The organism is Maricaulis sp., assembly GCF_017642925.1.
Lineage (GTDB): Bacteria > Pseudomonadota > Alphaproteobacteria > Caulobacterales > Maricaulaceae > Maricaulis.
Genome location: NZ_JAEPOL010000002.1, coordinates 61,157 through 86,056 on the forward strand (window position 1 = coordinate 61,157; position 24,900 = coordinate 86,056).

Annotated in this window: 18 protein-coding genes and 1 tRNA gene; 10 read left to right on the plus strand and 9 right to left on the minus strand. The window is 65.2% G+C overall.

What is annotated here, in order from left to right:
* The first annotated feature begins 25 nt into the window (after positions 1–25).
* The 7 genes from JJ918_RS01880 to modC all read left to right on the plus strand — a co-directional run bounded on the left by JJ918_RS01880 (position 26) and on the right by modC (position 8,267).
* The gene (locus tag JJ918_RS01880) at positions 26–1,378 is read left to right on the plus strand and encodes an NAD(P)/FAD-dependent oxidoreductase (protein WP_291882558.1); all 1,353 of its coding nucleotides are present in this window, start codon (positions 26–28) and stop codon (positions 1,376–1,378) included.
* The gene (locus JJ918_RS01885; RefSeq protein ID WP_291882561.1) at positions 1,375–2,145 is read left to right on the plus strand and encodes a DUF1365 domain-containing protein; all 771 of its coding nucleotides are present in this window, start codon (positions 1,375–1,377) and stop codon (positions 2,143–2,145) included. Before JJ918_RS01880 ends, JJ918_RS01885 begins: the two co-directional genes overlap by 4 nt.
* Entirely contained in the window at positions 2,145–3,374 is a 1,230-nt protein-coding gene (locus JJ918_RS01890; RefSeq protein ID WP_291882563.1) for a cyclopropane-fatty-acyl-phospholipid synthase family protein, read from the plus strand. Before JJ918_RS01885 ends, JJ918_RS01890 begins: the two co-directional genes overlap by 1 nt.
* Positions 3,375–3,521: 147 nt before the next feature.
* Positions 3,522–5,660 (plus strand): EAL domain-containing protein, encoded by a 2,139-nt coding sequence (locus JJ918_RS01895; protein ID WP_291882566.1) that lies wholly within the window; start codon positions 3,522–3,524, stop codon positions 5,658–5,660.
* A 123-nt stretch (positions 5,661–5,783) separates the two neighbouring features.
* Positions 5,784–6,515, plus strand: a complete 732-nt coding sequence (gene modA / locus JJ918_RS01900) for a molybdate ABC transporter substrate-binding protein (RefSeq protein ID WP_291882568.1) — start codon at positions 5,784–5,786, stop codon at positions 6,513–6,515.
* Positions 6,512–7,186: a molybdate ABC transporter permease subunit gene (gene modB / locus JJ918_RS01905; RefSeq protein WP_291882570.1), complete on the plus strand. Its 675-nt coding sequence runs from the start codon at positions 6,512–6,514 to the stop codon at positions 7,184–7,186. The genes modA and modB overlap by 4 nt, the downstream gene beginning before the upstream one ends.
* A complete protein-coding gene (gene modC, locus JJ918_RS01910; RefSeq protein ID WP_291882572.1) occupies positions 7,176–8,267 on the plus strand; it encodes a molybdenum ABC transporter ATP-binding protein in 1,092 nt (363 codons plus the stop codon). Before modB ends, modC begins: the two co-directional genes overlap by 11 nt.
* Here the strand turns inward: modC and JJ918_RS01915 are convergent.
* From JJ918_RS01915 to eda, 5 genes are all read right to left on the minus strand, one after another.
* Positions 8,264–9,655 carry an efflux transporter outer membrane subunit gene (locus JJ918_RS01915; RefSeq protein WP_291882575.1) on the minus strand — a complete coding sequence of 464 codons (1,392 nt, stop codon included), beginning with the start codon at positions 9,653–9,655 and terminating at the stop codon, positions 8,264–8,266. The genes modC and JJ918_RS01915 overlap by 4 nt on opposite strands.
* A 2-nt stretch (positions 9,656–9,657) precedes the next feature.
* Complete coding sequence (locus tag JJ918_RS01920; RefSeq protein WP_291882578.1) at positions 9,658–12,768, minus strand: efflux RND transporter permease subunit; 3,111 nt, start codon at positions 12,766–12,768, stop codon at positions 9,658–9,660.
* The gene (locus JJ918_RS01925; protein ID WP_291882581.1) at positions 12,765–13,877 is read right to left on the minus strand and encodes an efflux RND transporter periplasmic adaptor subunit; all 1,113 of its coding nucleotides are present in this window, start codon (positions 13,875–13,877) and stop codon (positions 12,765–12,767) included. Before JJ918_RS01925 ends, JJ918_RS01920 begins: the two co-directional genes overlap by 4 nt.
* Before the next feature lie 120 nt (positions 13,878–13,997).
* Positions 13,998–15,494 (minus strand): MFS transporter, encoded by a 1,497-nt coding sequence (locus JJ918_RS01930; RefSeq protein WP_291882583.1) that lies wholly within the window; start codon positions 15,492–15,494, stop codon positions 13,998–14,000.
* 189 nt (positions 15,495–15,683) lie between these two features.
* Positions 15,684–16,313, minus strand: coding sequence for a bifunctional 4-hydroxy-2-oxoglutarate aldolase/2-dehydro-3-deoxy-phosphogluconate aldolase (gene eda, locus JJ918_RS01935; RefSeq protein WP_291882586.1), 630 nt, complete (start codon positions 16,311–16,313; stop codon positions 15,684–15,686).
* Between the two features lie 190 nt (positions 16,314–16,503).
* Here eda and JJ918_RS01940 point away from each other — a divergent pair, with 190 nt between their 5' ends.
* The 3 genes from JJ918_RS01940 to JJ918_RS01950 all read left to right on the plus strand — a co-directional run bounded on the left by JJ918_RS01940 (position 16,504) and on the right by JJ918_RS01950 (position 19,526).
* Positions 16,504–18,417: a copper resistance system multicopper oxidase gene (locus JJ918_RS01940; protein ID WP_291882589.1), complete on the plus strand. Its 1,914-nt coding sequence runs from the start codon at positions 16,504–16,506 to the stop codon at positions 18,415–18,417.
* Positions 18,417–19,196, plus strand: coding sequence for a copper resistance protein B (locus tag JJ918_RS01945; protein ID WP_291882591.1), 780 nt, complete (start codon positions 18,417–18,419; stop codon positions 19,194–19,196). Before JJ918_RS01940 ends, JJ918_RS01945 begins: the two co-directional genes overlap by 1 nt.
* A 253-nt stretch (positions 19,197–19,449) precedes the next feature.
* A tRNA-Arg gene (locus JJ918_RS01950) sits at positions 19,450–19,526 on the plus strand.
* 183 nt (positions 19,527–19,709) lie between these two features.
* Here JJ918_RS01950 and JJ918_RS01955 read toward each other — a convergent pair.
* From JJ918_RS01955 to JJ918_RS01970, 4 genes are all read right to left on the minus strand, one after another.
* Entirely contained in the window at positions 19,710–20,984 is a 1,275-nt protein-coding gene (locus JJ918_RS01955; RefSeq protein ID WP_230382920.1) for an FAD-dependent oxidoreductase, read from the minus strand.
* Between the two features lie 25 nt (positions 20,985–21,009).
* A complete protein-coding gene (locus tag JJ918_RS01960) occupies positions 21,010–21,420 on the minus strand; it encodes a helix-turn-helix domain-containing protein (RefSeq protein ID WP_080620529.1) in 411 nt (136 codons plus the stop codon).
* A gap of 137 nt (positions 21,421–21,557) precedes the next feature.
* Positions 21,558–24,209 carry a heavy metal translocating P-type ATPase gene (locus tag JJ918_RS01965; protein ID WP_155043645.1) on the minus strand — a complete coding sequence of 884 codons (2,652 nt, stop codon included), beginning with the start codon at positions 24,207–24,209 and terminating at the stop codon, positions 21,558–21,560.
* Between the two features lie 127 nt (positions 24,210–24,336).
* Complete coding sequence (locus JJ918_RS01970; protein ID WP_080620527.1) at positions 24,337–24,729, minus strand: helix-turn-helix transcriptional regulator; 393 nt, start codon at positions 24,727–24,729, stop codon at positions 24,337–24,339.
* Positions 24,730–24,900 lie beyond the last annotated feature (171 nt).

Sequence of the window (24,900 nt, forward strand, 5' to 3'; positions counted from 1 at the left end):
CGGCCGTCAAAGGACAGGGCTTTCCATGACACACATGCGCGGACAGAAAATCGCCGTCATCGGTTCCGGCATTGCCGGACTGGCCGCGGCCTGGCGCCTGTCGCTGGTGCATGATGTCACCCTGTATGAAGCCGCGCCCCGGCCCGGCGGTCACGCGAATACGGTCCGCGCGCAGATCGGCGGCGAGCGCGTCGATGTGGACACCGGCTTCATCGTCTTCAATCCGCGCAACTACCCGAATTTCACGCCGCTGCTGGACTATTTCGATGTCGAGACCGCGCGCAGCAGCATGTCCTTTGCCGCCTCGCTGGATGGCGGCCGGTTCGAATACTCGTCCAATCCGGACGGCCTGTTCGCCCAGAAGCGCAATCTGGTCCGGCCGCGCATGTGGCGCATGATCCGCGATATCCTGCGTCTGCACGATCATGCCCGGCGCGGCGATCACGCCGGAGAGGTTCGCTCGCTCGACGAGTTCCTGCGCTCTGAAGGCTATTCCAGCACGTTCCGCGAGGATCACATCCTGCCGATGTGCGCGGCGATCTGGTCCTCGCCCGTCGACCAGATGCGGGCCTATCCGGCCCGCGCCTTCTTCGAGTTCTTCACCAATCACGGCCTGCTGCAACTGTCCGACCGGCCGCAATGGCGCACCGTCACCGGCGGCAGCCATCGCTATGTCGAGCGGCTGGCCGGTGCCATCAAGGGCCGCGTGCGCCTGTCTGCGCCGGTGCGTCAGATCGACCGGTCCGGTGCCCGGATCACAGTCCGCACCGATGGCGACGAAAGCCGGTTCGACCAGATCGTCCTGGCCTGTCACAGCGACCAGGCGCTGGCGCTGATCGACACGCCGGACCCGGTGGAGCGCGAACTGCTGGGGGCGATCCGCTACCGGCCCAACACGGCCGTCCTGCACACCGATACCCGCCTCCTGCCCCGCCGCCGCTCGGCCTGGGCCAGCTGGAACTATCTCGAATCCGCGCGCACGGCCGACAGCGCGGCAAAGATCAGCCTGACCTACTGGATGAATGCGCTGCAGCCCCTGCCGACGCAGACCCCGGTCCTCGTCACGCTCAATCCGGACGTGGCGCCCGATCCCGCCCATGTGCTGCACACGGACCAGTATGATCACCCGGTCTTCGATGCGGCCGCGATCGCGGCGCAGGCGCGGTTCGGTGCGCTGCAGGGACACCGGCGCACCTGGTATTGCGGCGCCTGGCTGGGTGCGGGCTTCCACGAGGACGGGCTGCAATCCGGGCTCGCCGTCGCCGAGGCGCTCGGTGCACCGGGCCGCCCCTGGGCCTGCGCTGACGGCGACACCCGCATCCCCTGGACGCAGGCGCCCGCGCCGGTTCAGCCCGCCCTGGCCGTTGCTGCGGAATGAGACCCCTTCCCGCCTCCCTCTACACCGGCGATGTCGGGCATATGCGGCACCACCCGCGCCGTCACAGCCTGCGCTACCGCATGGTATCGCTGCTGACGGACATCGATGGCGCGGCCCGCAACGACCGGGGCATTACCGGTTTTGCCTTCGACCGGTTTGCGCCCGTCAGCCAGCATGCGGCCGATCATGGCCGCGGTCATGGCGCGCTGCGCGACTGGGTGCGCAGCCGCCTGCGGCAGAACGGTATCGATTTCGAACCGGGACGCATCCAGCTGCTCGCCGCGCCGCGCGTTCTGGGCATCGTGTTCAACCCCGTCTCGGTCTATTTCTGCCACAGGGCCGACGACCGGCTGGGCGCGGTGCTGTTCGAGGTCGCGAACTTCCATGGCGGACGGCAGGTCTATGCCTTTGACGTGCCGGACGACACCGTCACACCGCTGCGCTTTGCCTGCGAGAAGACCTTTTTCGTCTCGCCCTTCAATCCGGTGGAGGGCGAGTACCGCTTCCGGCTCGACCGCGACGAAGACACGCTACGCCTGGGCATCCGGCATTATCGCGACGGGGCGTGCATCATGGGTGCGATCCTGCAGGCGGAACGGCAGGCGCTGACGACGCGTTCCCTCTGGGAAGCCCAGCTTGCCCAGCCGCTGAACACCCTCGCGACGGTTGGCGGAATCCTGTTCGAGGCGTTAAGATTGCGCCTGAAGGGACTGCGCACTTACGCGCCGCGACGGGGGAGTACGGACACACTGCCTAGGGGACTGTGATGGACTATACGACGCAATCCGCCGAAACGCTGGAAAGCCGGGCCAGCCGCCTGCAGCGCTATGCCCGGGAAAAGATGCGCCGGGCGCTATCCGATCTGACCCATAGCCGTCTGCGCATCGAACTGCCCGGCGGCTACCGTTTCGAATGCGGGCCGGCCGATGCCCCCCACCGGGCCGACTGGTCGATCCGAAAGTGGAATGCCCTTCTGCGCATCGCCGGATCCGGCGCGCTGGGCTTTTCCGAAGGCTATATCCACGGCGAGTGGGAAACCTCCGACCTGCAGGGCCTGCTTCTGGCGCTGGCCGGCGAGCTCGACAGTATCGACGCCGCCCGCGCCGGCAAGGGTCCCAGCCGCATCATCGGCAAGATCCAGCACTGGATGAACGCCAATACGCGCAGCGGCAGCCGGCGGAACATCTCCTTCCACTACGATCTCGGCAACAGCTTCTACGAACGCTGGCTCGACGAGAGCATGACCTATTCCTCGGGCATTTTCGACACGGCCGGCGACACGCTGGCCGAGGCGCAGGCCCGCAAATACCGCCGCATCTGCGAGACGCTGGGCCTGAAGCCGGGCGACCGCGTGCTGGAGATCGGCTGCGGCTGGGGCGGGTTCGCCGAGGTCGCGATCCGCGATTTCGGCTGTCATGTCACCGGCCTCACCCTGTCGCGCGAGCAGCACGACTATGCCGTCGCCCGCCTGGACAAGGCCGGCCTCGCCCACAAGGCAGACATCCGGCTGCAGGATTATCGCGACGTCTCGGAACAGTTCGACGCCATCGCCTCGATCGAGATGTTCGAAGCGGTCGGCGAGGAAAACTGGCCGGTCTATTTCGACCAGGTCTCAGCCTGCCTGAAGCCGGGCGGCCGGGCGGCGCTGCAGATCATCACGATCCGCGAGGACCTGTTCGCCCAGTACAGCAGATCCGTCGACTTCATCCAGAAATACGTCTTCCCCGGCGGCATCCTGCCGCCGGCCTCGCGGCTGGGCGAAGAGGCCGGCCGCGCAGGCCTGGTGCCCATCGACACCTGCATGTTCGGGCCGAGCTATGCGCGCACGCTGGCCGAATGGCATGACGCCTATCGGGACGCCTGGCCGGACATCGCCAGCCAGGGTTTCGACGCCCGTTTCGACCGCATCTGGCGCTTCTACCTGGCCTATTGCGAAGCCGGTTTCACGACCGGAAGGATCGATGTCGGCCAGTTCGCCTACCGCAAGCCTGACTGACCCGGCAGCCGCGTGGCTTATAAGATAATACCGGATTAGCGAGACTTTTCTGCGCTTTCGCACGTCCGGATGCAGCCCTGTCGACCCGGTGTTTACGATTCCCGTGCAAGGCTTGTCCGATAACGGATAAAAAGCCGGCGGACAGGGATGGGTCAGTCACTCGACAGTCAATTGGGGCGCTACATCAACGTCGCGACGTTGGTGAGCCTGATTGCGTCCGTGCTGGTGATCTACTTCTTCGTCGGCGCGCTCAATCGCGGCGCGGCCGAGACAGACCGCCAATTGCTGACGGCCGGCATCCAGACCACGATCCATCACAATGAGACCTGGGTCGCCGATTATGGCTGGTGGTCGGTCGCGCTCGAACGTCTGGACGCCGGGGATGTCGACGTGCTGAGCGACAGCATGGCGTCGTCCTTCTCCGACCATCTCGGCTTCGACTTCGTCGTGATGTCGCGCGCCAACGACACGCTCACCTATTCCTGGCACCGCGACAGCGGCCAGACCCCTCTGGACCACCTGCTCACCCCGGACGATCTGGCCAATCTGCGCAGCGATCTTGCGCGCGCCTATGCCGAGGGAAGCTTCATCGGCTCGCACATGCTCACCGTTCGCGGCCAGCCCTATCTCGCCTCGGTCACCCTGGTCGGCGAGTATGAGAACCGCGCCGCCACCGACCCGCTGGCCGGACCGATCCTGGTGATCGGCACCGCGCTCGATGAGCGCTTTGTCAACGAGATGCAGACCCGCTTCCTCGTCGAGGATGTCTCGCTGATCCCGATGGACACAACGCCCTCGCACGGCAGCCGCCTGCCGATCGCGGACAATGCCGGACATGCCGTGGCACAATTGTCCTGGACGCCCTCGCAGCCGGGCAATGAGACACTGCGCTACAGCTTCCTGCCCCTGCTCGCCTATATCATCGTCTTCTTCGCCGGGGCCCAGATACTCGTTCATCGCGCCCGCAAGCTGGGCCGTAGCGCGGAACGCAATGAACGCCGGGCCCTGCGCGCCGCAACGACAGACACGCTGAGCGGACTGCCCAACCGGCTGGGCTTCAACCGCTTCATCGAGGGTGAGACCGCAACGCAGGCCGCTGCCTGCGGCGAGGCGGCCGTCATCTATATCGACCTCAACGGCTTCAAGGCCGTCAATGACAAGGCGGGCCACCAGGCCGGCGACGAGGTCATCCGGATCGTGTCGGACAAGTTCCGCGCAGCCTTGCCGGACGGCGTGCATATCGCCCGCGTCGGCGGCGACGAATTCGCCTGCGCGCTCACGGGTCAGGCCTATGCCAGCCAGGCCCTGCCGATTGCCCGCGCCCTGTCGGCCAGCCTGCGCGACCCGTTCGAGATCGGCGGCCGCCATTTCGATATTGGCGCAGCCATCGGCGTCGCCTGGTCGCGGCCGGATGCCCCCAAGACGTTTGCCCAGCTGGTCAATGATGCCGACCTGGCCATGTATCGCGCCAAGGCCGACCAGCTGGAGCAACCCCTGTGCTTCGATGCCAGCCTTGGCCTGGAAAAGGATGCCCGCTGCTCGCTGGAAGCGGATATAGAGGCGGGCCTAGAGCGCAATGAGTTCCGCGTTGTCTATCAGCCGATCGCGCGCGCCCGCGACGGCAAGATCGTGTCGGTCGAGGCCCTCCTGCGCTGGGAGCACCCGACCCGCGGCGCCGTTCCGCCGGACGTCTTCATCGGCGTGGCGGAGCGCTCGCGCCTGATCCGCCGGCTGGGCGATTTCGTTGTCGACAGCGTCTGCCGCGAAATCCCGAAGCAGGCCGGCTTCACCGTTTCGATCAACCTGTCCCCGACGCAGCTCAAGGATCCGGATCTGTGCGTGCGCTATCTGGAGAAGCTCGGCGCGGCCGGACTGACCTCCAGCCAGATCGAGCTGGAACTGACCGAGACCGTGTTGGTCGACGATTTCGAACAGGCCAAACAGCGTCTGCACGAGTTCAATGCCGCCGGCTTCCGCGTCAATCTCGACGATTTCGGCACCGGCTTCGCCTCAATGGGCTATCTGCACATGCTGCCCTTCTCCAAGATCAAGGTCGACAAGAGCTTCATCGATGCCCTCGGCAAGGGCGAAGGTCCCAGTAAAATGCTGCAGGCGCTGGCCCTGCTCGGCGATGCACTCAATCTCGACATGGTCGCGGAAGGCGTAGAGACCGAAAGCCAGGCCGCCATGTTGCGCCTGCTGGGCTTTGAATACCTGCAAGGCTGGCATTTCGGCGCCCCGATGACGGCCCGTGCGCTTGCAGACCGGATGAACAATGCAGCCTGAGCGGCATTGACGAGCGCGTGATCCACCGCGCTTTGCGCTTGAACCGGACAAGCCTCTGCGAGCAAGCTGCCGCGCATGGTGCGGGCTTTCCTCCTCCGACTTGCAATCGCTTTGTTGACTGTCATGGCCACCGCCCTGAGCGGTCAGGCCCACGCCGACACCGTGCGGATCGGCGTTGCGTCCAATTTCGCCGAACCGATGCAGGCCCTCGCCGAAGTCTTTGCCGCAGGCACCGGTCACACGGTTATCGTCTCGACCGGCTCGACGGGACGCCTCTATGCCCAGATCGTCAATGGCGCGCCGTTTGACGCGTTCCTCGCTGCCGACACCGTCCGCCCGGCGCGCCTGGTCGAAGACGGCCTGGCGGTTGCCGACAGCGTACAGACCTATGCGATCGGCCGGCTGGCCCTGATGGACCTGGCGGACGCCACAGCCGGCACCCCGTCACCGCTGCAGCGCCTGCAGGCCGGTGACTACCGGCGTCTCGCCCTCGCCAATCCCGACCTCGCGCCCTATGGCGCGGCGGCGCACCAGGTTCTGGCCCATCTGGAGCTTCAGACCGCCTCGGCCTCACGCCAGGTCTTCGGCGAGAATATCGGACAGACCTATGCCTTCGTCGCCACCGGCAATGCCGATCTGGGTTTCGTCGCGCTGTCACAGATCCGGCATCCCGGCAGCGCGCCGTCCGGCCGGCATGACCTCGTCCCGGACGACTGGCACGATCCGATCCGCCAGGACGCCGTTCTGTTGCTTCGCGGGGCCGGCAACGAAGCCGCCCGCGCGTTTCTGGATTTTCTCGCCTCGCCGGAAGCCCGCGACATCATCGCCGCCCATGGCTATGAGGCGCCGGAGTGAGCGAGAGCCTGCCTGCTATCCTGCTGACCGTGCAGCTGGCGCTGGTCACGACGCTGATCCTGTTCGTGATCGGCACGCCGCTCGCCTGGTGGCTGGCGACCACACGGACCCGGTTCAAACCCGTTATTGAAGCCGTCACGGCACTCCCCCTCGTCCTGCCGCCGACGGTGATCGGCTTCTACCTGCTGATCCTGTTCAATCCCGGCTCGGCAATCGGCGGTCTGTGGGTGCGTCTGACCGGCGACACACTCGCCTTTTCCTTCTCCGGACTGGTCATCGCCTCGGTGATCTACTCCCTGCCTTTCATGGTGCAGCCGCTGCAGACCGCCTTTGAACGGGTCGGCCGCGGGCCGCTGGACGCCGCCGCCAGCCTGGGCGCTTCACCCCTGGACGCTTTCATCTCTGTCGTCATACCCCTCAGCCTGCGCGGCTTCATCACGGCGGGGGTGCTCAGCTTCATCCATACCGTGGGTGAATTCGGCGTGGTGCTGATGGTGGGCGGGAATATCCCCGGACGCACCCGCGTGGTCTCCATCGCCCTTTATGACCATGTCGAAACGCTGGACTATGCCGCCGCTCATGCGCTGGCGCTGGGCCTTGTCGCCGCCTCGCTGAGCGTGCTGGTCGCCGTCTTCCTGATCAATCGCCGGTATCCCGTCCATGCCGGATAGAACGCTCGACATCGACCTCGACCACCGCCGCGGCGGGTTCAGCCTGAAAGGCGCAGCCACTCTGCCCCTGACCGGCGTGACGGGCATTGCCGGTCCCAACGGCGCGGGCAAGACCAGCCTGCTGCGCGCGGTCGCGGGACTGGACCGGACGCGCGGCAATACGATCCGTTTCGACAGCGAAACATGGCAGGCTGGCCCCTCATTCCTGCCGGCATACCGGCGCCGGGCCGTGCTGGTCTTCCAGGATTCCCGGCTCTTCACCCACCTCTCCGTGACCGGCAATCTGGACTATGCCAGCCGGCGTGCGCCCCCGGGCGGTCACGGCCCTGATCGGGCAGAGCTGATCGACCTGCTGCAGCTGGCGCCCCTGATGACGCGCCGCACCGCGGACCTGTCTGGCGGAGAACGCCAGCGCGTCGCACTGGCCCGGGCGCTTTCGGCCCGGCCGCGGCTGCTCCTGCTGGACGAAGCCTTCTCGGCCCTTGATGCCAGCTTCCGCCAAAACCTTCTGCCTGCGCTCCGTGAAAGGCTGGCGCACTGGCAATTGCCGGCGCTGATGGTCAGCCACTCGGCCCGGGAGATGGCCGTCATGGCCGACCATGTCCTGCCCGTCGAAAACGGACAGATCGGCGCGCTCTGCGAACGGGATGCGTGGCTTGCCGGTTCCGAAGGCGGCAGCAAAGCGGGAGACGAGCCCGGCGCCGTTCTGACCGGCCGGATCACCGGCCATGACGCGCGTCTTCACCTGACAGACCTGCGTATCGGCGAGCACCGTATCGCCCTGCCGGGGCTGACGGAGCTCGCTATCGGCAGCGAGGCGCGCCTCTACGTGCCCGCCCGTGATGTCACGCTGGCCGTAGATGCCGTCGACGGGCTTTCGGTACAGAACAGACTGCCCGGAACGGTGGCGGCCATCACCGACCGGCGGGACACGGCCTGGTGCGATGTCGAGCTGGAGGTGGCGACGCAGCGCCTGTGCGCACGGATCACCCGCGCCGCCGCCGAGGCGCTCGTGCTGAAGCCGGGCGATACGGTTATCGCACTGATCAAGAGCGCGAGTCTGGCGCCCCGCCAGGATTAACTGCCGGAAGTGAGTGCAGGGTCGACCGGCGCGCCCAGCGCCCGGTGCAGCGCGATCACGGCCAGGGCATGATCGGCCTGGCTGTCCAGCAACGACTCGCGGCTGTCGATCAGGGTGCGCTGGGCATCGAGAATGTCGATGAAGCTGGCCAGGCCTTCCCGATAGAGCGCGTCGAGCTGGTCGAAGGCCTGCTCCGACGCGGTGACGGCGCGCTCGAGCTCTGCCGTACGCGCTTCGACGGCGCGGATCGAGACGAGGGCGTCCTCGACCTCGCCGACCGCTTCGAGCAGCGTCTGCCGGTAGGCCAGCAATGCCTGTTCGGCCCGGGCCTCGGCGATGTCCACACCAGCCCGGCGGCGGCCAGCATCGAACACCGGCACGTCGACCGCAGCACCGATCCGCGCGACCGTGTCTCCGACCAACCGGTCGGCCGATCCCAGATCGGCGGTGATACTGCCCGGAATGGAGAAGGCAGGATAAAGCTCGGCCGTGGCCACACCAATGGCGGCGCTGGCTGCGGCCAGATTACGCTCGGCGGCCTGCAGATCGGCCCGGCGGCGCAGGAGATCCGCCGGCACGCCCGGCGCAACGGGATCGGCAAAGTCCGGGATCGTGGTTTCCGCGGCCGGCTCCAGGCCGAGCGTGCCGGGAACCGCGCCGGTCAGGATCGCCAGATCGTGCAGGGACCGCGCCTCGGCAATATCCAGACTGCCGCGCTGGGCCCGTGTGCGGGCAAGATCGGAGGCCGCCCGCTGCACATCGAGATCGGCCGACAGACCCGCCTCGGCGCGCTGGCGCACGATGTCCAGCGTCTGCTGCTGCAGCTCCAGCGAGGTCGTCAGCAAGTCGAGCCGGGCCCGGCTGCGGCGCAGCTCGATATAGCGTTCGGCGATCGAGGCGGCGGTGACGCGTTTGACGTCCTCGATGTCGAACCGCCGGGCGGCGGCCGTCGCCTCGACCTGTTCGATCTGGCGGCGGCGCCCGCCGAACACGTCCGGCACGAAAGCCAGCGCCGCTCCGAAACCGGCGCCCGTCGAGGACGCGGCATCGCCGGAAATGTCGCCGGTGGCCGATGCATCGGCGCTCGCATCGACAGACGGCCAGTTGGCGGCGCGCTCGGACGTGGTCCGGGCCTCCGCCTCGGCCAGGCGCGCAACCGCAATCTGCACATCGATATTCTCGTCCAGCGCGGTGGTGATCAGCGTGTCCAGCTGTTCATCGCCAAAGCCCCGCCACCAGGCGGTTGCCGCAGCGGTCTCGCTGCCCGGAAGCGTTTCCGACCAGGTGTCCGGCACGCCCGGCGCCGGCGCGCTATAGTCGGGCCCGACCGTGCAGCCGGCCAGACAGGCCGCGAGCGCGGCAAGGGCAATACTCGGGACGTGACGCATGATCATTCTGCCGGTTGGGTGTCGGGGTCGTTCTCGACGCGGGCCAGTTCTTCTTCCAGTTCGACAAGATTGACCGAACGCGGTTTGCCAAACCGGGCGACACCCAGATAGATCACCGGGGTCAGGAAGAGGGTGAACAGGCCCGACAGGCCCAGCCCGCCGAACACGGTCCAGCCAATCGAGGTGCGGGCCTCGGCACCGGCCCCGGTCGACAGGATCAGCGGCAGGGCACCCAGCACCGTCGAAATCAGCGTCATGGCGATCGGACGCAGACGAATGGTCGCCGCCTCTTCGATGGCCTCACGGACGCTCTTGCCCTCGGCGCGCAGCTGGTCGGCGAATTCGACCACCAGAATACCGTTCTTCGCCATCAGGCCGATCAGCATCACCAGGCCGATCTGCGAGAAGATGTTGAGGGAGGTGCCCGTCAGCACCAGCGCATAGACCGCGGCGGCAAGGCCGAACGGCACGGTCAGGATAACGACGATGGGGCTGGTCAGGCTCTCGAACTGGGCGGCCAGGACCAGGAAGACGATGACGAAAGCGAACAGGTAGGTGATCGCCATGTCGCGCGACGTCTCGTTCAGCGTACGCGCATCACCCATCATGATCATCTCGATCCCGGGCGGCAGGGCCGTCTCGGCCAGACGCTCGATCTCGGCGACGGCGTCCGACAGGGCGATATCCGCTGCGACATCCGCCTCGACATCGATCGAGCGGCGCTGCTCGGTCCGGTTCAGCTCGGCCGCCACGCCTTCCTCGACCAGCGTGGTCAGGGCGGACAGCGGGATCAGCTCGCCGGCATTGGAGCGGACATAGAGGTTTTGCAGATCGGTCGGATCGTCGATGGCGCCATTGGCGGACTCAAGGAAGATCGGGATCGCCTGGTCGCCGACATTCAGGTCGACGAGCTCGTCACCGCCGACCATGGCGCGCAGGGTCACAGATAGCTCGTTGAGCGGCACGCCGAGGTCGGCCGCGCGGCGGCGATCGATCCGGATCGACAATTGCGGCTGGGTCGGCTGGTAGGAGATTTCCGGATTGGAGAGGATCCGGCTCTCCGTATCGATGGCCCGCTCGAGCGCCAGGGCGCCCTCATAGATCTCGGCATATTCGCGGCCCGTCAGCGCGACCTGGATCCCGCCGCGGCTGGAACCGCGCATGTCGAGGCTGCCGCGTCCGAAGACCGAGGCGCGCAGGCCCGGGATCTGCGAGAGCGGACGGCGCATCTCGGCCATGATCTCCTGCTGGCCGCGATCGCGGTCTTCCCAGTCGGCGAGGGTGGCGGTCATGAAGATGCGGTTCGGGTCCCAGCGGCCGACGATGGAGAAAACCGACGTCACCTCGCCGCTCTCCAGATAGGGCTGGACGATCGCATCGACCTGATCGGCCTGGCGCTCCATGAAATCCAGCCCGACACCGTCCGGTCCCGTCGCGAAGATGTAGATGCGCCCGCGATCCTCCTGCGGCACCAATTCCTGTTCGAGGGAGGTGAAGGCGAACACCGCCCCCAGCGCCGAAACCAGCATGATGCCGCCCGTGATCCACGGACGGTTCAGGGCGAGCCGCAACAGCTTGCCATAACCATCCGAGATGCGGCCGCCGATACGCTCAAGCGGTCCCTGCGAGCGGTTCTCCGAACGCAGCCAGAGGCGCGCGGCCAGCGCCGGCACGATGGACAGCGCCACGAAGGACGAGATCACGACAGCCAGCGCCAGCACGAAGCCGAACTCGCGGAACAGGCGGCCCGCCGTGGAGGGCAGGAAGGAGATCGGGATGAAGACCGAGACCAGGACGGCCGTCGTCGCGACGACTGCGAAGAAGACCTGGCGCGTGCCCAGGACGGCCGCGGCCCGGCGGCCCAGCCCTTTCATCTGCAGGCGCTGGATATTCTCGACCACGACGATCGCGTCGTCGACGATCAGCCCGGTTGCCAGCACCAGGGCGAGGAGGGTCAGGAGATTGACCGAGAAGCCCAGGAGCCAGATGCCCGCGAGCGCGCCGACCAGGGCGGCGGGGATTGCGGTCGATGGGATCAGGGAGGCGCGGAAGCGGGCGAAGAAGAGCCAGATGGTCGCGATGACGATCACCACCGTGATCGCCAGGCTGGTCAGGACCTCGCGCACCGAACCGCGGATGAAGACGGCGTCGTCGGAGGTGATGCGGATTTCCAGATCGTCGAAACGGTTGTTCAGGCGCTCGACCGTCTCGCGCACCCCGTCGGAGATCGAGATCGTGTTGGACTGGGCCTGACGCACGACGCCGAGCCCGATGATCTGCCGGCCGTCGAGACGCACGAAATTGGTCGCATCGGCCGGCGCAAAGAAGGCTTCGGCCACGTCGCCGACGCGCGTATTGCCATCAATGATCACATCCTTGACCCGTTCCGGCGTCGCAGCCGTCGCCTCGGCCCGCACCAGCAATTGCTGGTCTTCGGAGCGGAAACTGCCGACCGGCACATCGAAGGGCGCCTGGCTGAGCGCATCCGCGACATCGCCGACGGTCAGACCGAAACGGCTCAGGCGCAGCGGGTCGATCACCACGCGCAGGAGGCGCTGGCGGTCGCCGAACATGTCGACACTGGCCACGCCTTCAATCGACAGGAATTCCGGCACGATGTCGTTCTCGACGATAGCCGTCAGCGTCTCTTCGTCATGCGCGTCGGAGAGCACCGCCATCTGGACGATGGGATCGGCATTGTCGTCGGCCTTCACCACGCGGATCTGCTCGACCCGGTCGGGCAGCTGGCGCGCGACGCGCGACGTCGCCTCGCGGATGTCGGCGGCGGCGGAGTCCAGATCGACGCCCGGATTGAACTCGACCCGGATGCGCGAGCCGTTCTCCTCGCTTTGCGCATCGATTTCCCGCACACCGGAGACGCGCGCAACGGCCCCCTCTAGAATGCTGGTGACCTCGGCATCGACGGTTTCCGGCGCAGCGCCGGGGAAGTTCGCCGTGACCGAGACGACCGGCCGGTCGACATCGGGCAGTTCGCGGACTTCAACGCCGAACAGGGCGGCCAGGCCGCCAATGATGATCAGCAGGTTGAGGACCGCGACGAGCACGGGCCGCTTGACGGCCAGCGCGGGAAGATCGTTGCGCTGCAGGCTCATCGGGTTTCATCCGAGACGATGGGCGAACCCCCGACCGCGAGCCCGGTTTCCCGCTCGCCGACATCGACGATGCGGCTGCCTTCACGGACTTTCTGAACGCCTTCGGTGATGATGCGGGCTCCGGCCTGCAGATCGCCACGCACCAGGACATGACCTTCATTGCGCGCCACGATGTCGACCGGCACGCGGAATGCCGTATCGCCATCGACACCCCAGACATAGGAACCGCTGCCGCCCCAGATGATCGCGGCCTCGGGCAGGCGCGGATAGGACTGGCCCTCGATGGTGAAGGCGACGCGGAAACTCATGCCCGGCCGCAGCACATCGGCTTCATTGTCGATACTGGCGCGTACCGTGAAGGTGCGGCGGGTGGGATCGATCCGGCTGTCGACGGCGATCACCTCGGCCTCGACGGCAAGATCGGGATCGGCAAAGGGCGTGGCGGTGACCGTGTCACCTTCACGCAGACGGCCGAACACCTGTTCGGCCGGCGAGAAGTCGACAAACAGCACGCTGCGGTCGTCCAGCTGGGCGATGGCGGTCGTCGGCGTGATACGCGACCCCGGGTCGATATCGGTCAGGCCGACATGTCCGGCAAACGGCGCCCGCACGGTGCGTTCGTCCAGGGCGATCTCGGCCTGCTGCAACTCGATACGCGCCGCGTCCAGCGTCGTGCGGGCCTCGTCGATCTGGCTGGCGGAGATGGCGCCGGTGTCCTCGATGCGGCGATAGCGGGCCAGCAATTGCTCGGCCTCCTGCACGGAGACCCGGGCAAGATTGACGGCGAGCTGTTCCTCGCGATCGTCCAGCTGCAGAAGAATGGCACCCGCTTCGACATGACTGCCGGTGACGAAGGGAACGCCGGTCACGACACCGCCGGCTTCGGGATAGATCGTTGCCGTGGAACGGGCCCGGGCGGTGCCGACGGCTTCGATATCGGTGCGCTCGCGTGCAAACCGGACGGGCTGGGTAACAACACGGATGGCCTCATCGGCGCGCGCGCCGCCAGCAGCCGGTCCACCGGCCGAAGGCTCGCCGCCGCAAGCGGAAACCAAAAGAGCGAGCACCGTGCACAGCACGGCCCCGCGAACCGAAAATCCAGCCGTCAATCGGGCCTCCCAGCGGATTGGAGCGGTAGCGTTCCGCTATCCCATAGTCCTGTTGAACGAAGTAGGACAGGAATTCCGTCGGTCCAGTCTGAGATTCATTATCAGGAATGCGAGGCCGCGTCAGGGGGACGGCAATTCCGCCTGATCACGCGCGGCGGCGGCCATGCGGCGTGTGCGGCGTTCCATGCCCTGACTGAGGCGGGCATGGCGCTCCGGCGTCAGCGGGTAGGACCAGATCAGCGGCGCCGCCAGGCCATAGAGCACGATCGGTCCGAGGCAGTAGACCAGTCGCAGAGACAGCACGCCGATCTCGGTCGATCCCTCGACACCGGCCGAGGCGTGATAGCCCAGAAGGCCGACAATATTGAGCGACACACCGGTGAAGATCGCCACGGCGAGTTTTTCCGACAGGCCGAGCACGGCGAAATAGGTTCCCGCCCGGCGGCCGCCCGACCGGGCACTGTCGATATCGACGACATCGGCCAGCATGGCCAGGGGCAGGAATTGCAGCCCGCCAAAGGCAAATCCCTTGAGAATGAACAGGCAGAAGAAGGGCAGGTAATCGCCGCGGCCGAGCAGGAGGTTTGCCGCGCTTACTGCGCTGACAAAGCCCAGCGTCACCAGGAAGGCGCGATGCTTGCCGATCTTGCGCCCCATCCAGAGCCAGAAGGGGATCGCCGCGATACCGGCGATAAAATAGAGGAAATAGGCGGCGCCGATTGTCGGAATGCCGATGATGTCGCGGATGAAGAAGAGCGAGACGGCATTTCGCGAACTCTCCCCCGCGATCACCAGAAAGGCGATGATCAGGATCCGGCGCATCGGTCCGTTGCGCCAGAGATGGCGGAAGCCCTCGATCATCGGCACGCGCTCGCGCGCCGCGGGCGGCGGCTCGCTGACCGTCAGGATCACGATGCCGGCGAGCAAGGGCACAATCGCGACGATCGTTATGGCAAGGCCCATCATGACCGGTCCGGTCAGCGCGGCGCGGCTGGTCGGCGTGCGCTGCATGATCTCGCCGGTGAACGCACCCGAGATATCGCGCCACATCGAGGCGAAGATCTGGCCGACGGCGCCGCCATCGGCGAGGATCTCGACCACCATAGGCACAGCCGCGGCCAGGAGAAGTCCGCCCAGATAGTAGAATTCGCGGGCCGCCGTGACCTGGCTGCGGGCGTGATAATCGCTCGACAGTTCGGCGCCCCAGGCCCGGAAGGGAATCTGGATCATCGTGGCGCTGGCGAAAAAGGCCGTCAGCCAGATCAGGAAATAGACCAGGCCCGCGCCCTCCGGCGGCACGAAAAGGAACCAGGTCGAGAGCATCAGCAGTGGCGCGCCGAGCGCGATATAGGGTTTGCGGCGGCCGAAACGGGTACGGCCGCGATCGGAAATCTCGCCCATGAGCGGATCGGTGATCACGTCGGTGAAGCGGGCGACCATGATGATCAGGCCGATCACCGACAGGGACAGTCCCAGATGGCCGGCATAGTGCGCCGGCAGCCAGATCGCGAGGGGATAGCCATAGATCGCCAGAGGCAGTGCAAGCGAGCCATGCAGGAAGATCGTGGAGCGTTTCAGGGCCGGGGCGGCCTGCGACACGCCCTCCGTTTCACGCACGGGCCCGTCACCCGTCCTGCCGACAGTGTCCAATATGTCCTCCCAGACCTCGCGCGCCGCGTCATTTTTGGTTTTGGCGCTTTTTCAAAGTTTGAGTATGGCGGGGTCAGGGAGTCAAATTAAACAGGAACAATAATTTCAGTTGGCCTCACCGTCGTCCGCAAGCCGGCCGAAGGCCAAAAACGAAAATCAGGTACGCATTGCGGCGGCGGCACGGGCATTCGCCTCGATGCCGGCCCAGTCGCCCTGTTCGACCATCGCCTTGCTGGCGATCCAGGACCCGCCGACACAGACGACATTGCCCAGCGCCAGATAGTCCGGAGCCCGCTCGCGGGTGATCGACCCTGTCGGACAGAAGCGGATATCCGGCAAGGGGCCCTGCAGGGATTTCAGATAGTCCAGCCCGCCCGCCTGTTCAGCCGGGAAGAATTTCAGGAGATCGAAACCGGCTTCTGCCGCCGCCATGGCCTCGCTTGCAGTGGCGACACCGGGCAGAACCGGGATACCCGCATCGAGCAGGGCCGGAACAAGCTTAGGCGTCAGACCCGGCGACACAAGGAAGTCCGCTCCGGCAGAGACGCTCTGTGCCGCCTGCTCAGGAGTACGGATCGTCCCCATCCCGACAACCAGCCCCGGCGCCGCGGCTTTCATGGCCTGCAGGACATCCAGTGCCGCAGCGGTGCGCCAGGTCATCTCGATCACCTTGAGCCCGCCTGCTTCCAGAGCGCGGGCCAGGGGCGCCGCATCGGCGACATCGCTGACAGTGAGAACCGGAATGACGGAAGCGAGGTCGGCAAGGGCGTCGGTCGTAAGAGACATGGATTGTCCTGTCGGGCTAGGGCTCGGTTCGGGATGTTACCCCTACCATAGGACGGTGGCCAGACGCAGAAACGGCGCGGAGCAGCCGCGCCTGCCATCCGCACTGCCAATTCGCGGCCGAGCCGCCTTGACCTTCCAGCAGGGGGAGAGTGGAAACTCCGCCACCTGCATCGTCAAGGGAGTGAAGCGCGTGATCTCACGACGCCTGTTCATGGGAACGGCCGCCGCATTCGGCGGAATGACGGCGACCAATCTGCTACCGGCCTGGGCGCAGTCGAACGGCGCGGCCAATCTCGGCGGCCTGCGCCCGCTGGACGGCCAGGCCTTCGATCTGACGGTCGGCCGCGCGCAGGTTCTCATCGACGGGCGCAGCGGACCGGCGGTCACCGTGAACGGCCAACTCCCCGCGCCGCTGCTGCGCTGGCGCGAGGGCGACGATGTCATTCTGCGGGTCCACAACACGCTGGACGAAGACACCTCGATCCACTGGCATGGCCTGCTCCTGCCCTTCGAAATGGATGGCGTGCCCGGCGTCACCTTCCCGGGCATCCGGCCGGGCGAAACCTTCGAATACCGCTTCCCGGTGCGTCAGGCCGGCACCTACTGGTACCACTCCCATTCCGGCCTGCAGGAACAGCTGGGCCATTACGGCCCGATCGTCATCGAACCGGCCGGTACCGACCCCGTCGCCTTCGACCGGGAGTACGTGATCGTCCTGTCCGACTACACGTTCGAGGGCCCGCACCGGGTTTTCGACCGGCTGATGAAGTCCTCCGACACCTATAATTTCCAGCAGCGCACCCTGAGCGATTTCTTCGGCGATGCGCGCGAACAGGGCCTGGGCAACGCCCTGCGCGACCGGATGGCCTGGGGCCGCATGCGGATGAACCCCACCGATATATCGGACGTGACAGCCGCGACGCTCGACTATCTGGTGAACGGCCACGGGCCGCAGGACAACTGGACCGGGCTGTTCAATCCCGGCGAGCGCGTCCGCCTGCGCTTCATCAACGCGTCGGCCATGACGATCTTCAATGTCCGCTTCCCGGACCTGCCGATGACCGTCATCCAGGCCGACGGTCTGGATGTACAGCCGGTCGAGGTCGGCGAGTTCCAGTTCGGCCCGGCCGAGACCTATGACGTGATCGTCGAGCTGCACGAGGACCGGGCCTTCACCCTGATGTGCGAGAGCATCGACCGCTCCGGCTTTGCCCGCGCCACACTCGCACCGCGCCCCGGCATGACAGCGCCAGTGCCCGCACTGCGGCCACGCCCCACACTCACCATGCGCGACATGGCGATGGATCACGGCGCGATGGGACATGGCGGGATGGACCATGATGCAGGCGGACATGCCAGCATGGACCATGCCGCCATGGGGCACGGGAATGCCGCACAAAGCGCAATGAATCATGGTGCGATGGGCCATGGCTCGACGACGCACGGCGCCCCGGCGCCCGAGACCACAGGCCCCCAGCGGCACGACCACCCGGCAGGCCCGGGTGTCGTCGGCCTCGCCGAAGCGCCGGTCAGCCGCCTGCACGAGCCCGGCGCCGGGCTGGAGAATGCCGGCCACAAGGTGCTGGTCTATACCGACCTGAAGGCCCTGACGCCCAATCCGGATACGCGCCGCCCCGGCCGCGAGATCGAGGTGCATCTCACCTCGAACATGGAACGCTATATGTGGTCCTTCGACGGGGTGCGCTTTTCGGAAGTCGTCGACCCGATTGTCTTCCATGAAGGCGAACGCCTGCGGATGACCCTGGTCAACGACACGATGATGCCCCACCCCATCCACCTGCACGGCATGTTCTTCGATGTGGTGACCGGCGCCGACAATGACCCGCACAAGCCGCGCAAGCACACGATCACCGTCAAGCCGGGTGAAAAGCTGTCGCTGGACATCACCGCCGATGCGGTGGGTGACTGGGCCTTCCACTGCCACCTGCTCTACCACATGCATGCGGGCATGATGCAGGTCGTCTCGGTCCTGCCGGACACCGCGCCGGCGGCACGGCCCGACCCGCATGCCGGCCATCACATGGCACCAAGCCCGGCGCCGGAGCCCATGCCGCACCACTCCGGTCATGGGGATCACCACTGATGCGCATCCTTTTGCCGACAATCGTCGCGGCTGCATTTGCCGTCTTCTCCGGTACCGCACTCGCCCAGACCCAGGCCGACGCCTATTATCCGCCCGAGGAGATGGCCGCGGCGCGTGCCATGCTGCGCCATGAGACAGGCGGCGCGCGGCGCGCCTTCTTCCGCACCGACCGGTTCGAAATCCGCCAGCAACGCGACGATGAAGAGGCCCTCCTGTGGGATATCGACGCCTGGTATGGCGGCGCCATCCATCGCGTGTGGCTGAAGAGCGAGGCCGAGTATGCGTTCGATCACAACGAATTCGAGGAGCTGGAAGTCCAGGCGCTCTACAGCCGTGCCATCTCGCCCTTCTTCGACCTGCAGACCGGTATCCGCCACGATTTCGAACCGGACGCGGGCCGCACACATGCCGTGCTCGGCCTGCAGGGCGAGGCGCCCTACTGGTTCGAGATCGATGCTGCGCTCTTCCTGTCCGATGAAGGTGAACTGACCGGCGCCCTCGAGACCGAATACGAGCTGCGCCTCACCCAGCGCCTTATCCTGCAGCCCCGCGCCGAGCTGACCTGGTCGGCCGAGGCGATACCCGAGCTCGGCGTGGGATCCGGCTTCGGCACGATCGAGACCGGTCTGCGCCTGCGCTATGAGATCCGCCGCCAGTTTGCGCCCTATGCCGGTGTCGAATGGAGCCGGCAGCTGGGAGACACGGGCGATTTTGCCAGAGCCGCCGGCGGACGCACCGACAACACCGCCCTCGTCGCCGGACTGCGTGTCTGGTTCTGATTTCAGAACCGCTGACATCGGCCTGCCGACGGCCGGAGCAAGCCAATTGCACTTGCTCCGCGTATCGGCTAAGCCTCCCCGTCTCGCGCACCCATAGCTCAGCTGGATAGAGCGCTGCCCTCCGAAGGCGGATGTCAAGTCCGGCAATGTGAACGAGTGAGTAAAAAAGTAGAAGTAAAACAGTAACTTGCGGGCTTCGATTTTTGGGGTTAACACTCGCTCGAAAACCGCGTAAGCACTGCGTAAGCAGTAGGCACCCATAGCTCAGCTGGATAGAGCGCCACCCTCCGAAGGTGGAGGCCTCAGGTTCGAATCCTGATGGGTGCGCCATTCTCCCCTAATCGTTGATTGCTGGTTCTTCGAAACGGGCAGAGAATCTCCCGTGCTGCGGCGGATGGCGAGAATGTCAGCGGGAAATTCACCAGCGAACGATAATCCCTTTCTCGCAAGCTAGTCTCTACGGTGAAGGTGACATCGGCCAAGGTGCCTAGGTCAAGCACCTGCTCCATAGTTTTATCGGGGCGGAGCCGCAGACTTCCTGAGCGAACAGGACCAATCGACTAGCTGTGTGCGAACATGCTCGGGACGAAAGCCAAGTCCGATGAGGCGGCCGGTCAGCCGGGGCAACAGTGGCGACCGGGCAATCAGGCGCATGAAGAGAGGAGGCTTCGGACTTCGTGCGCTGTCTGCCTCACCCGCACGCTTTCGGCTGCGCATCATCAGTTGTAGTTTTTGGGTCGCTCTGGTTGGAAAGGCGCGTCGGCGCTGCACGGCCTCCAGCAAGCGCGTTTTCATTCGTCCTTCGCGCAAGGCTTCAGCCAGTAGGTTGGCCGTCGCTATAGCGTCCTGAATAGCGAGGTTCACACCAACGCCGCCAATCAGCGACATGGCGTGTGCGGCATCCCCGATAAACAACAGGCCGGGTTTCCACCACGTCTTCAGGCGGTCGATCCGAACGCTCAGCAGATGCACGTCATCCCAAGAGCGGATCTCCTTGAAGCGGTCCGCAGGCAAAGGTGCGACCTCAGCGATCCTTGCGCGAAGCGCACCAATTCCGCCGTCCTTCAGCGCGTCGACGGTCCCCTTGGTGATGACGTAGCCGCACTGCCAGTAGTCGCCTCGGTCGATCAGAACCAGCCCCTGTCGCGGGCCGGCATGGCTCATCGCTTGCTGGGGATCGCCGGCCTTTTTCGAGACCTTCATCCATAGAATATCTGTGGCCGTGCCAAAGCTCTGAACCTCAAGTCCCGCAGCCTTGCGGGTGGCGGAATTGCGTCCGTCGGCACCGATTACGAGATCGGCATCAAGAACCAGATTGCGGTCGCTCTGGCGAGCATTCACGCCGACAACTCGACCTGCTTCCCAACGGAGCGACGTTATCTCGGTCGACATCAGCAAGCGGAAGCGCGGAAATCCCGCTGCCTTCCGTGCCAGAAAATTCAGGAAATCCCATTGGGGCATGAAGGCGATGAACTTGGCGCGCGTCGGCAGTTTGGAGAAGTCTGCGATCGTGACCTTGCGTCCTTCGATCTCAGCGTGGAGCTGATAGGCTTTCTGATGGGGAAGCGTGAGAAGTTCGTCGAGATAGCCAAGCTCGTGCATTGCTTCGAGTGTCGAAGGATGGATGGTATCTCCACGAAAATCGCGCAGGAAGTCCTGGTGCTTCTCGATGACCGTTACGTCGACCCCGGATCGGGCCAGAAGGAGTCCGAGCATCAGGCCGGCCGGTCCCGCCCCCACGACGACGCAGCTCTGGCTCCTTTCCAGATTGGAATAAAGGTATCTCAACTCCATACCTCCTGTCGTTTCGAGGCTAGTGGAGGGGCTTATCCGCATGATCTGTCGCCGTGCTGCAGCAATAGGGCGCGTCGTCCCCATCGCTCTCGCCTTCGGCGACCCGCTTGATCACCTTTTCAAGGTCTTCCAGTTGAGCGATCTTCTCCTCGACGGAAGCGAGCTGCTGTTTTGCGATACGGAGTGCCTCGGGCGAACGCGAGGCCGAGACGTCGGCTAGATGAAGCAGGTCCCTGATCGCATCGATGTCAAACCCGAGATCCCGCGCCCGGCGAATGAACAGTAATCGTTTGACCGCATCATGATCGTAGCGTCTCTGATTGCCCTTGTTTCGCAAGCCCTCGGGCAAGAGACCGATCTGCTCGTAATAGCGGATCGTTGGAATCTTGACCCCCGTGATCTGGGAGAGTTTGCCGATGCCCAGGTCCATGGCTGTTGTCCTTTCTGAAGGGTGGTGCCAGTTCATGAATGGGTTTTCCGAGCGCGATGTTCGCCGTTGCTACGATTGGTTCCGGCCGGGCAAAGCCGCCCGTCAAGTTTGACGGACGGCTTCTTCGACGGGAGGGATCAGTAGCTCTCGGCTGGTATCAGGGGGCGTGAAGACGTGCCGTCGTCACGTTCGTCGTCGGTCGACTTCGCCCCCTTGAAGCGCAAGAGCCGGAGCGCATTCAGCGTCACGATCGCGGTGGCGCCGGTATCGGCGAGGACTGCGATCCAGAGGCCGGTGATCCCTAGGACGCTGGTAACGAGAAACAGGCCCTTCAGCGCCAAAGCGAAGACGACGTTCTGATGGATGTTGGCCATTGTCGCACGGGACAGCGCCACAAGATGGGCAACATCCGTCACTCGGCTCTTCAGCAGGGCGGCGTCCGCCGTCTCGATTGCCACGTCGGTTCCGCCGCCCATGGCGATCCCGACATCGGCGGTTGCGAGCGCAGGGGCATCGTTGATTCCATCACCGACCATAGCCACCTTGGTCGTTCGTTTCATCTCGTTCACGAGATCGAGCTTGTCCTGCGGCAGAAGCTCGGCGCTCCATTCGATACCAAGACCCTTGGCGATCGCCTGAGCGGTGCGCCGATTGTCGCCGGTCAGCATCACGGAACGAACGCCCATCGCTTTGAGCCGGGCAATCCCCTCGGGCGCGTCTCGCCGCGGTTCGTCGCGCAAGGCGATCAGGCCGATTGCTTCCCGCGTCCCCTCATCAAAGAGGACGGCAACGGTGTTGCCGCGATCTTCGAGCCCTTCGATTGCGCTCTGCTCGTGCTTACCGATCACTACCACGTTCGCGGCATGGCTCGGGGAGCCGACGGCAAGGCGGCGCCCGACGACCGTGGCATGGACTGCCTTCCCGGCCGTCGCAGAGGCGTCCTGCGCCGGAGGGACCGCTATGCCGGAAGCCTCTGCTCGGTTGATGATCGCCTTGGCAAGCGGATGGCTGGAACCCGTCTCGACCGCTGCCGCCAATGCGATGACGTCCTTCTCCTCGTTCTTGCCGAAGGCCACCGTTTCGGTGACGCGCGGCTTGCCCTCAGTAAGCGTCCCTGTCTTGTCGAAGGCGATAGCATTCACCTTGCCGATGGTTTCGAGGGCGTTGCCGCCCTTGATCAGCAGGCCGCGGCGGGTGCCGACGGCAAGGCCCGAGGCGATCGCCGCAGGCGTCGAGAGAACGAGCGCGCAGGGACATGCGATCAGCAAGAGCGCGAGACCGCGATAGATCCAGGTGTCCCAATCGCCGCCCATCGCCAGTGGCGGCACGATGACGATCAGCGCAGCGATCAGCATCACGGCCGGGGTATAGTAGCGGCTGAAATTCTCGATGAAACGTGCGGTAGGAGCCTTGGCGGACTGAGCCTGCTCGACGAGCTGGATGATGCGCGAGATCGTGTTGTCGGCAGCGGCCTTTTCGACGCGAACCTTGAGAACGCCATCGACATTGATGGACCCAGCATAAATGCTCTCGCCCTTGGCTTTGGCGCGCGGGACCGATTCTCCGGTGATGGGCGATTCGTCGAGGCTGGAAGTGCCTTGGACGATCTGTCCGTCGGCCGGCACTCGGTCGCCGGGCCGCACAAGAACAAGGTCGTTCACGCGCAAGGAAGTCGCCGGGACGCTGCGCTGAGCGCCGCTGGGATCAAGCAGAATTGCGGTCTTTGGCACCAGCGACGCAAGGGCCTTTATGCCAGCGCGAGCGCGTCCGGCTGCAACGCTTTCAAGCAACTCGCCGACCGCGAACAGGAACACCACCGCAGCCGCCTCTTCGGCCTCGCCGATCACCAAGGCGCCGATCGCGGCCACGCTCATCAGTGTCTCAATCGAGAATGGCGACCCTGACGTCGCGAGAGCAAACGCCTTGCGGGCGAACGGCAGGACGCCTGCGACGACGGCGAGTGCAAAGATCCACTCTGCATAGAGGGGGATAAACTGGGCGATGAGGTAGGCCGAGCCCATCAGCAGACCGAGGCCGATGACGTGCTTGCCCTTGCGAGTCTGCCACCAGCGTTGATTGCGCATGGCTGGCGCGGGCGCAACGTCCACGGCGACGTCGGACGAAGACGAAAGTTCGCGTGTGTTGGATACCCCGAAGCCGAGGCTCTTGATGGTCCTTTCGATGTCGGCAACCTTGGTGCCCGAGCCGGGAACCAAGTTGAGTTCAAGCATTTCGGTCGTGAAGTTCACGCGAATGTCGGAAACATCGGGCATTCTTGCAAGTGCGACTTCGATCTTGCCGACGCAACTCGCGCAATCCATGCCCTCGACCCGCATCGAGACATTGGGCGGAGATGTCGGATCTGTGCGCGAGACCGGCGTTTGCGCGAGCTGACCATGATCGTGGCCACCGCAGTCGCTGTGATCATGATGATGCGCATGGTGGTGATCGTGCCCATGATCATGCTCACCGGAGCAGCCGCTGTGGTCATGCCCGCTGTGCGCTTCGGAATGCCGGGCGGGCGTCGATGGAATGACGGCGGGCGGTAGCTCGGTCACATCGAAGCCGAGCGCGCGGATCTTCCTGGCGATGTCGTTCGACGTCGTTGTGCTGGCCGTATCGCGGGAAAGCTGCAGCGTCTCGGTGGCAAAATTGACGGTAACGTCAGTGATGCCTCCCAGACGGTTCAGTGCAGTCTCGATCTTGCCGACGCAACTTGCGCAATCCATGCCCTCGACGCGAAAGCCCAAGCGCTCACCGCCGCTAGGTGCTGAAAGTCCCGTTGTCATTCCGATCTCCTTTCTCACCACGCGGTGGGCGCGTGCGCAGGCCCCGCATGGCCACGAAAGGAGTCAATACCACGATTGAACAACTATTCAAGCGTATGTTGATAGTATCGGCTTTCGCGGTTTCAGATCACTCCTCGGCGTGATCCTCGGAGATGTGCGTCGCCATGTCGTGGAGAACCTGACGGACATGCTCGTCGGCGATCTCGTAAAAGATCTGCTTGGCCTGGCGCTCGCCCTTGACGAGACGGGCACCGCGCAGCAGGCGCAGATGATGGCTGACCAGGGATAGGGACAGGTCGATTTTCTCCGCGATCTCGCCGACCGAAATCGGACCGGGCATGCAGCTCAGGAGGATTTTCAGCCGTGAAGGATCGCCGAGAAGCCGGAAGGTTTCCGCCAGGATCGTCACCTCGTTCTGCGAGAGCGAGGAATGGTCGAGGTGGCTGCGTGTCTCTGTTGCGCTCGGGGTTGCGGCCTCGGCCTGCTTTTCGACCCGTAGTTTCGGTTTACCGGCAGTCATCAGCGATTTTCACCTGTGTCTTGAGGCGGTTCACGCCCGTTTGATGGCAACGTGTCGGCCACGTCGATTTGTCTCGTCCAATCTACCGGAAGGCTGCGCGATCTCAATGCGCAACAGGCCCGATACTTCCCGATCAGCGAGTCGGAGCGATCGTAGCCGGCACCACGTCAG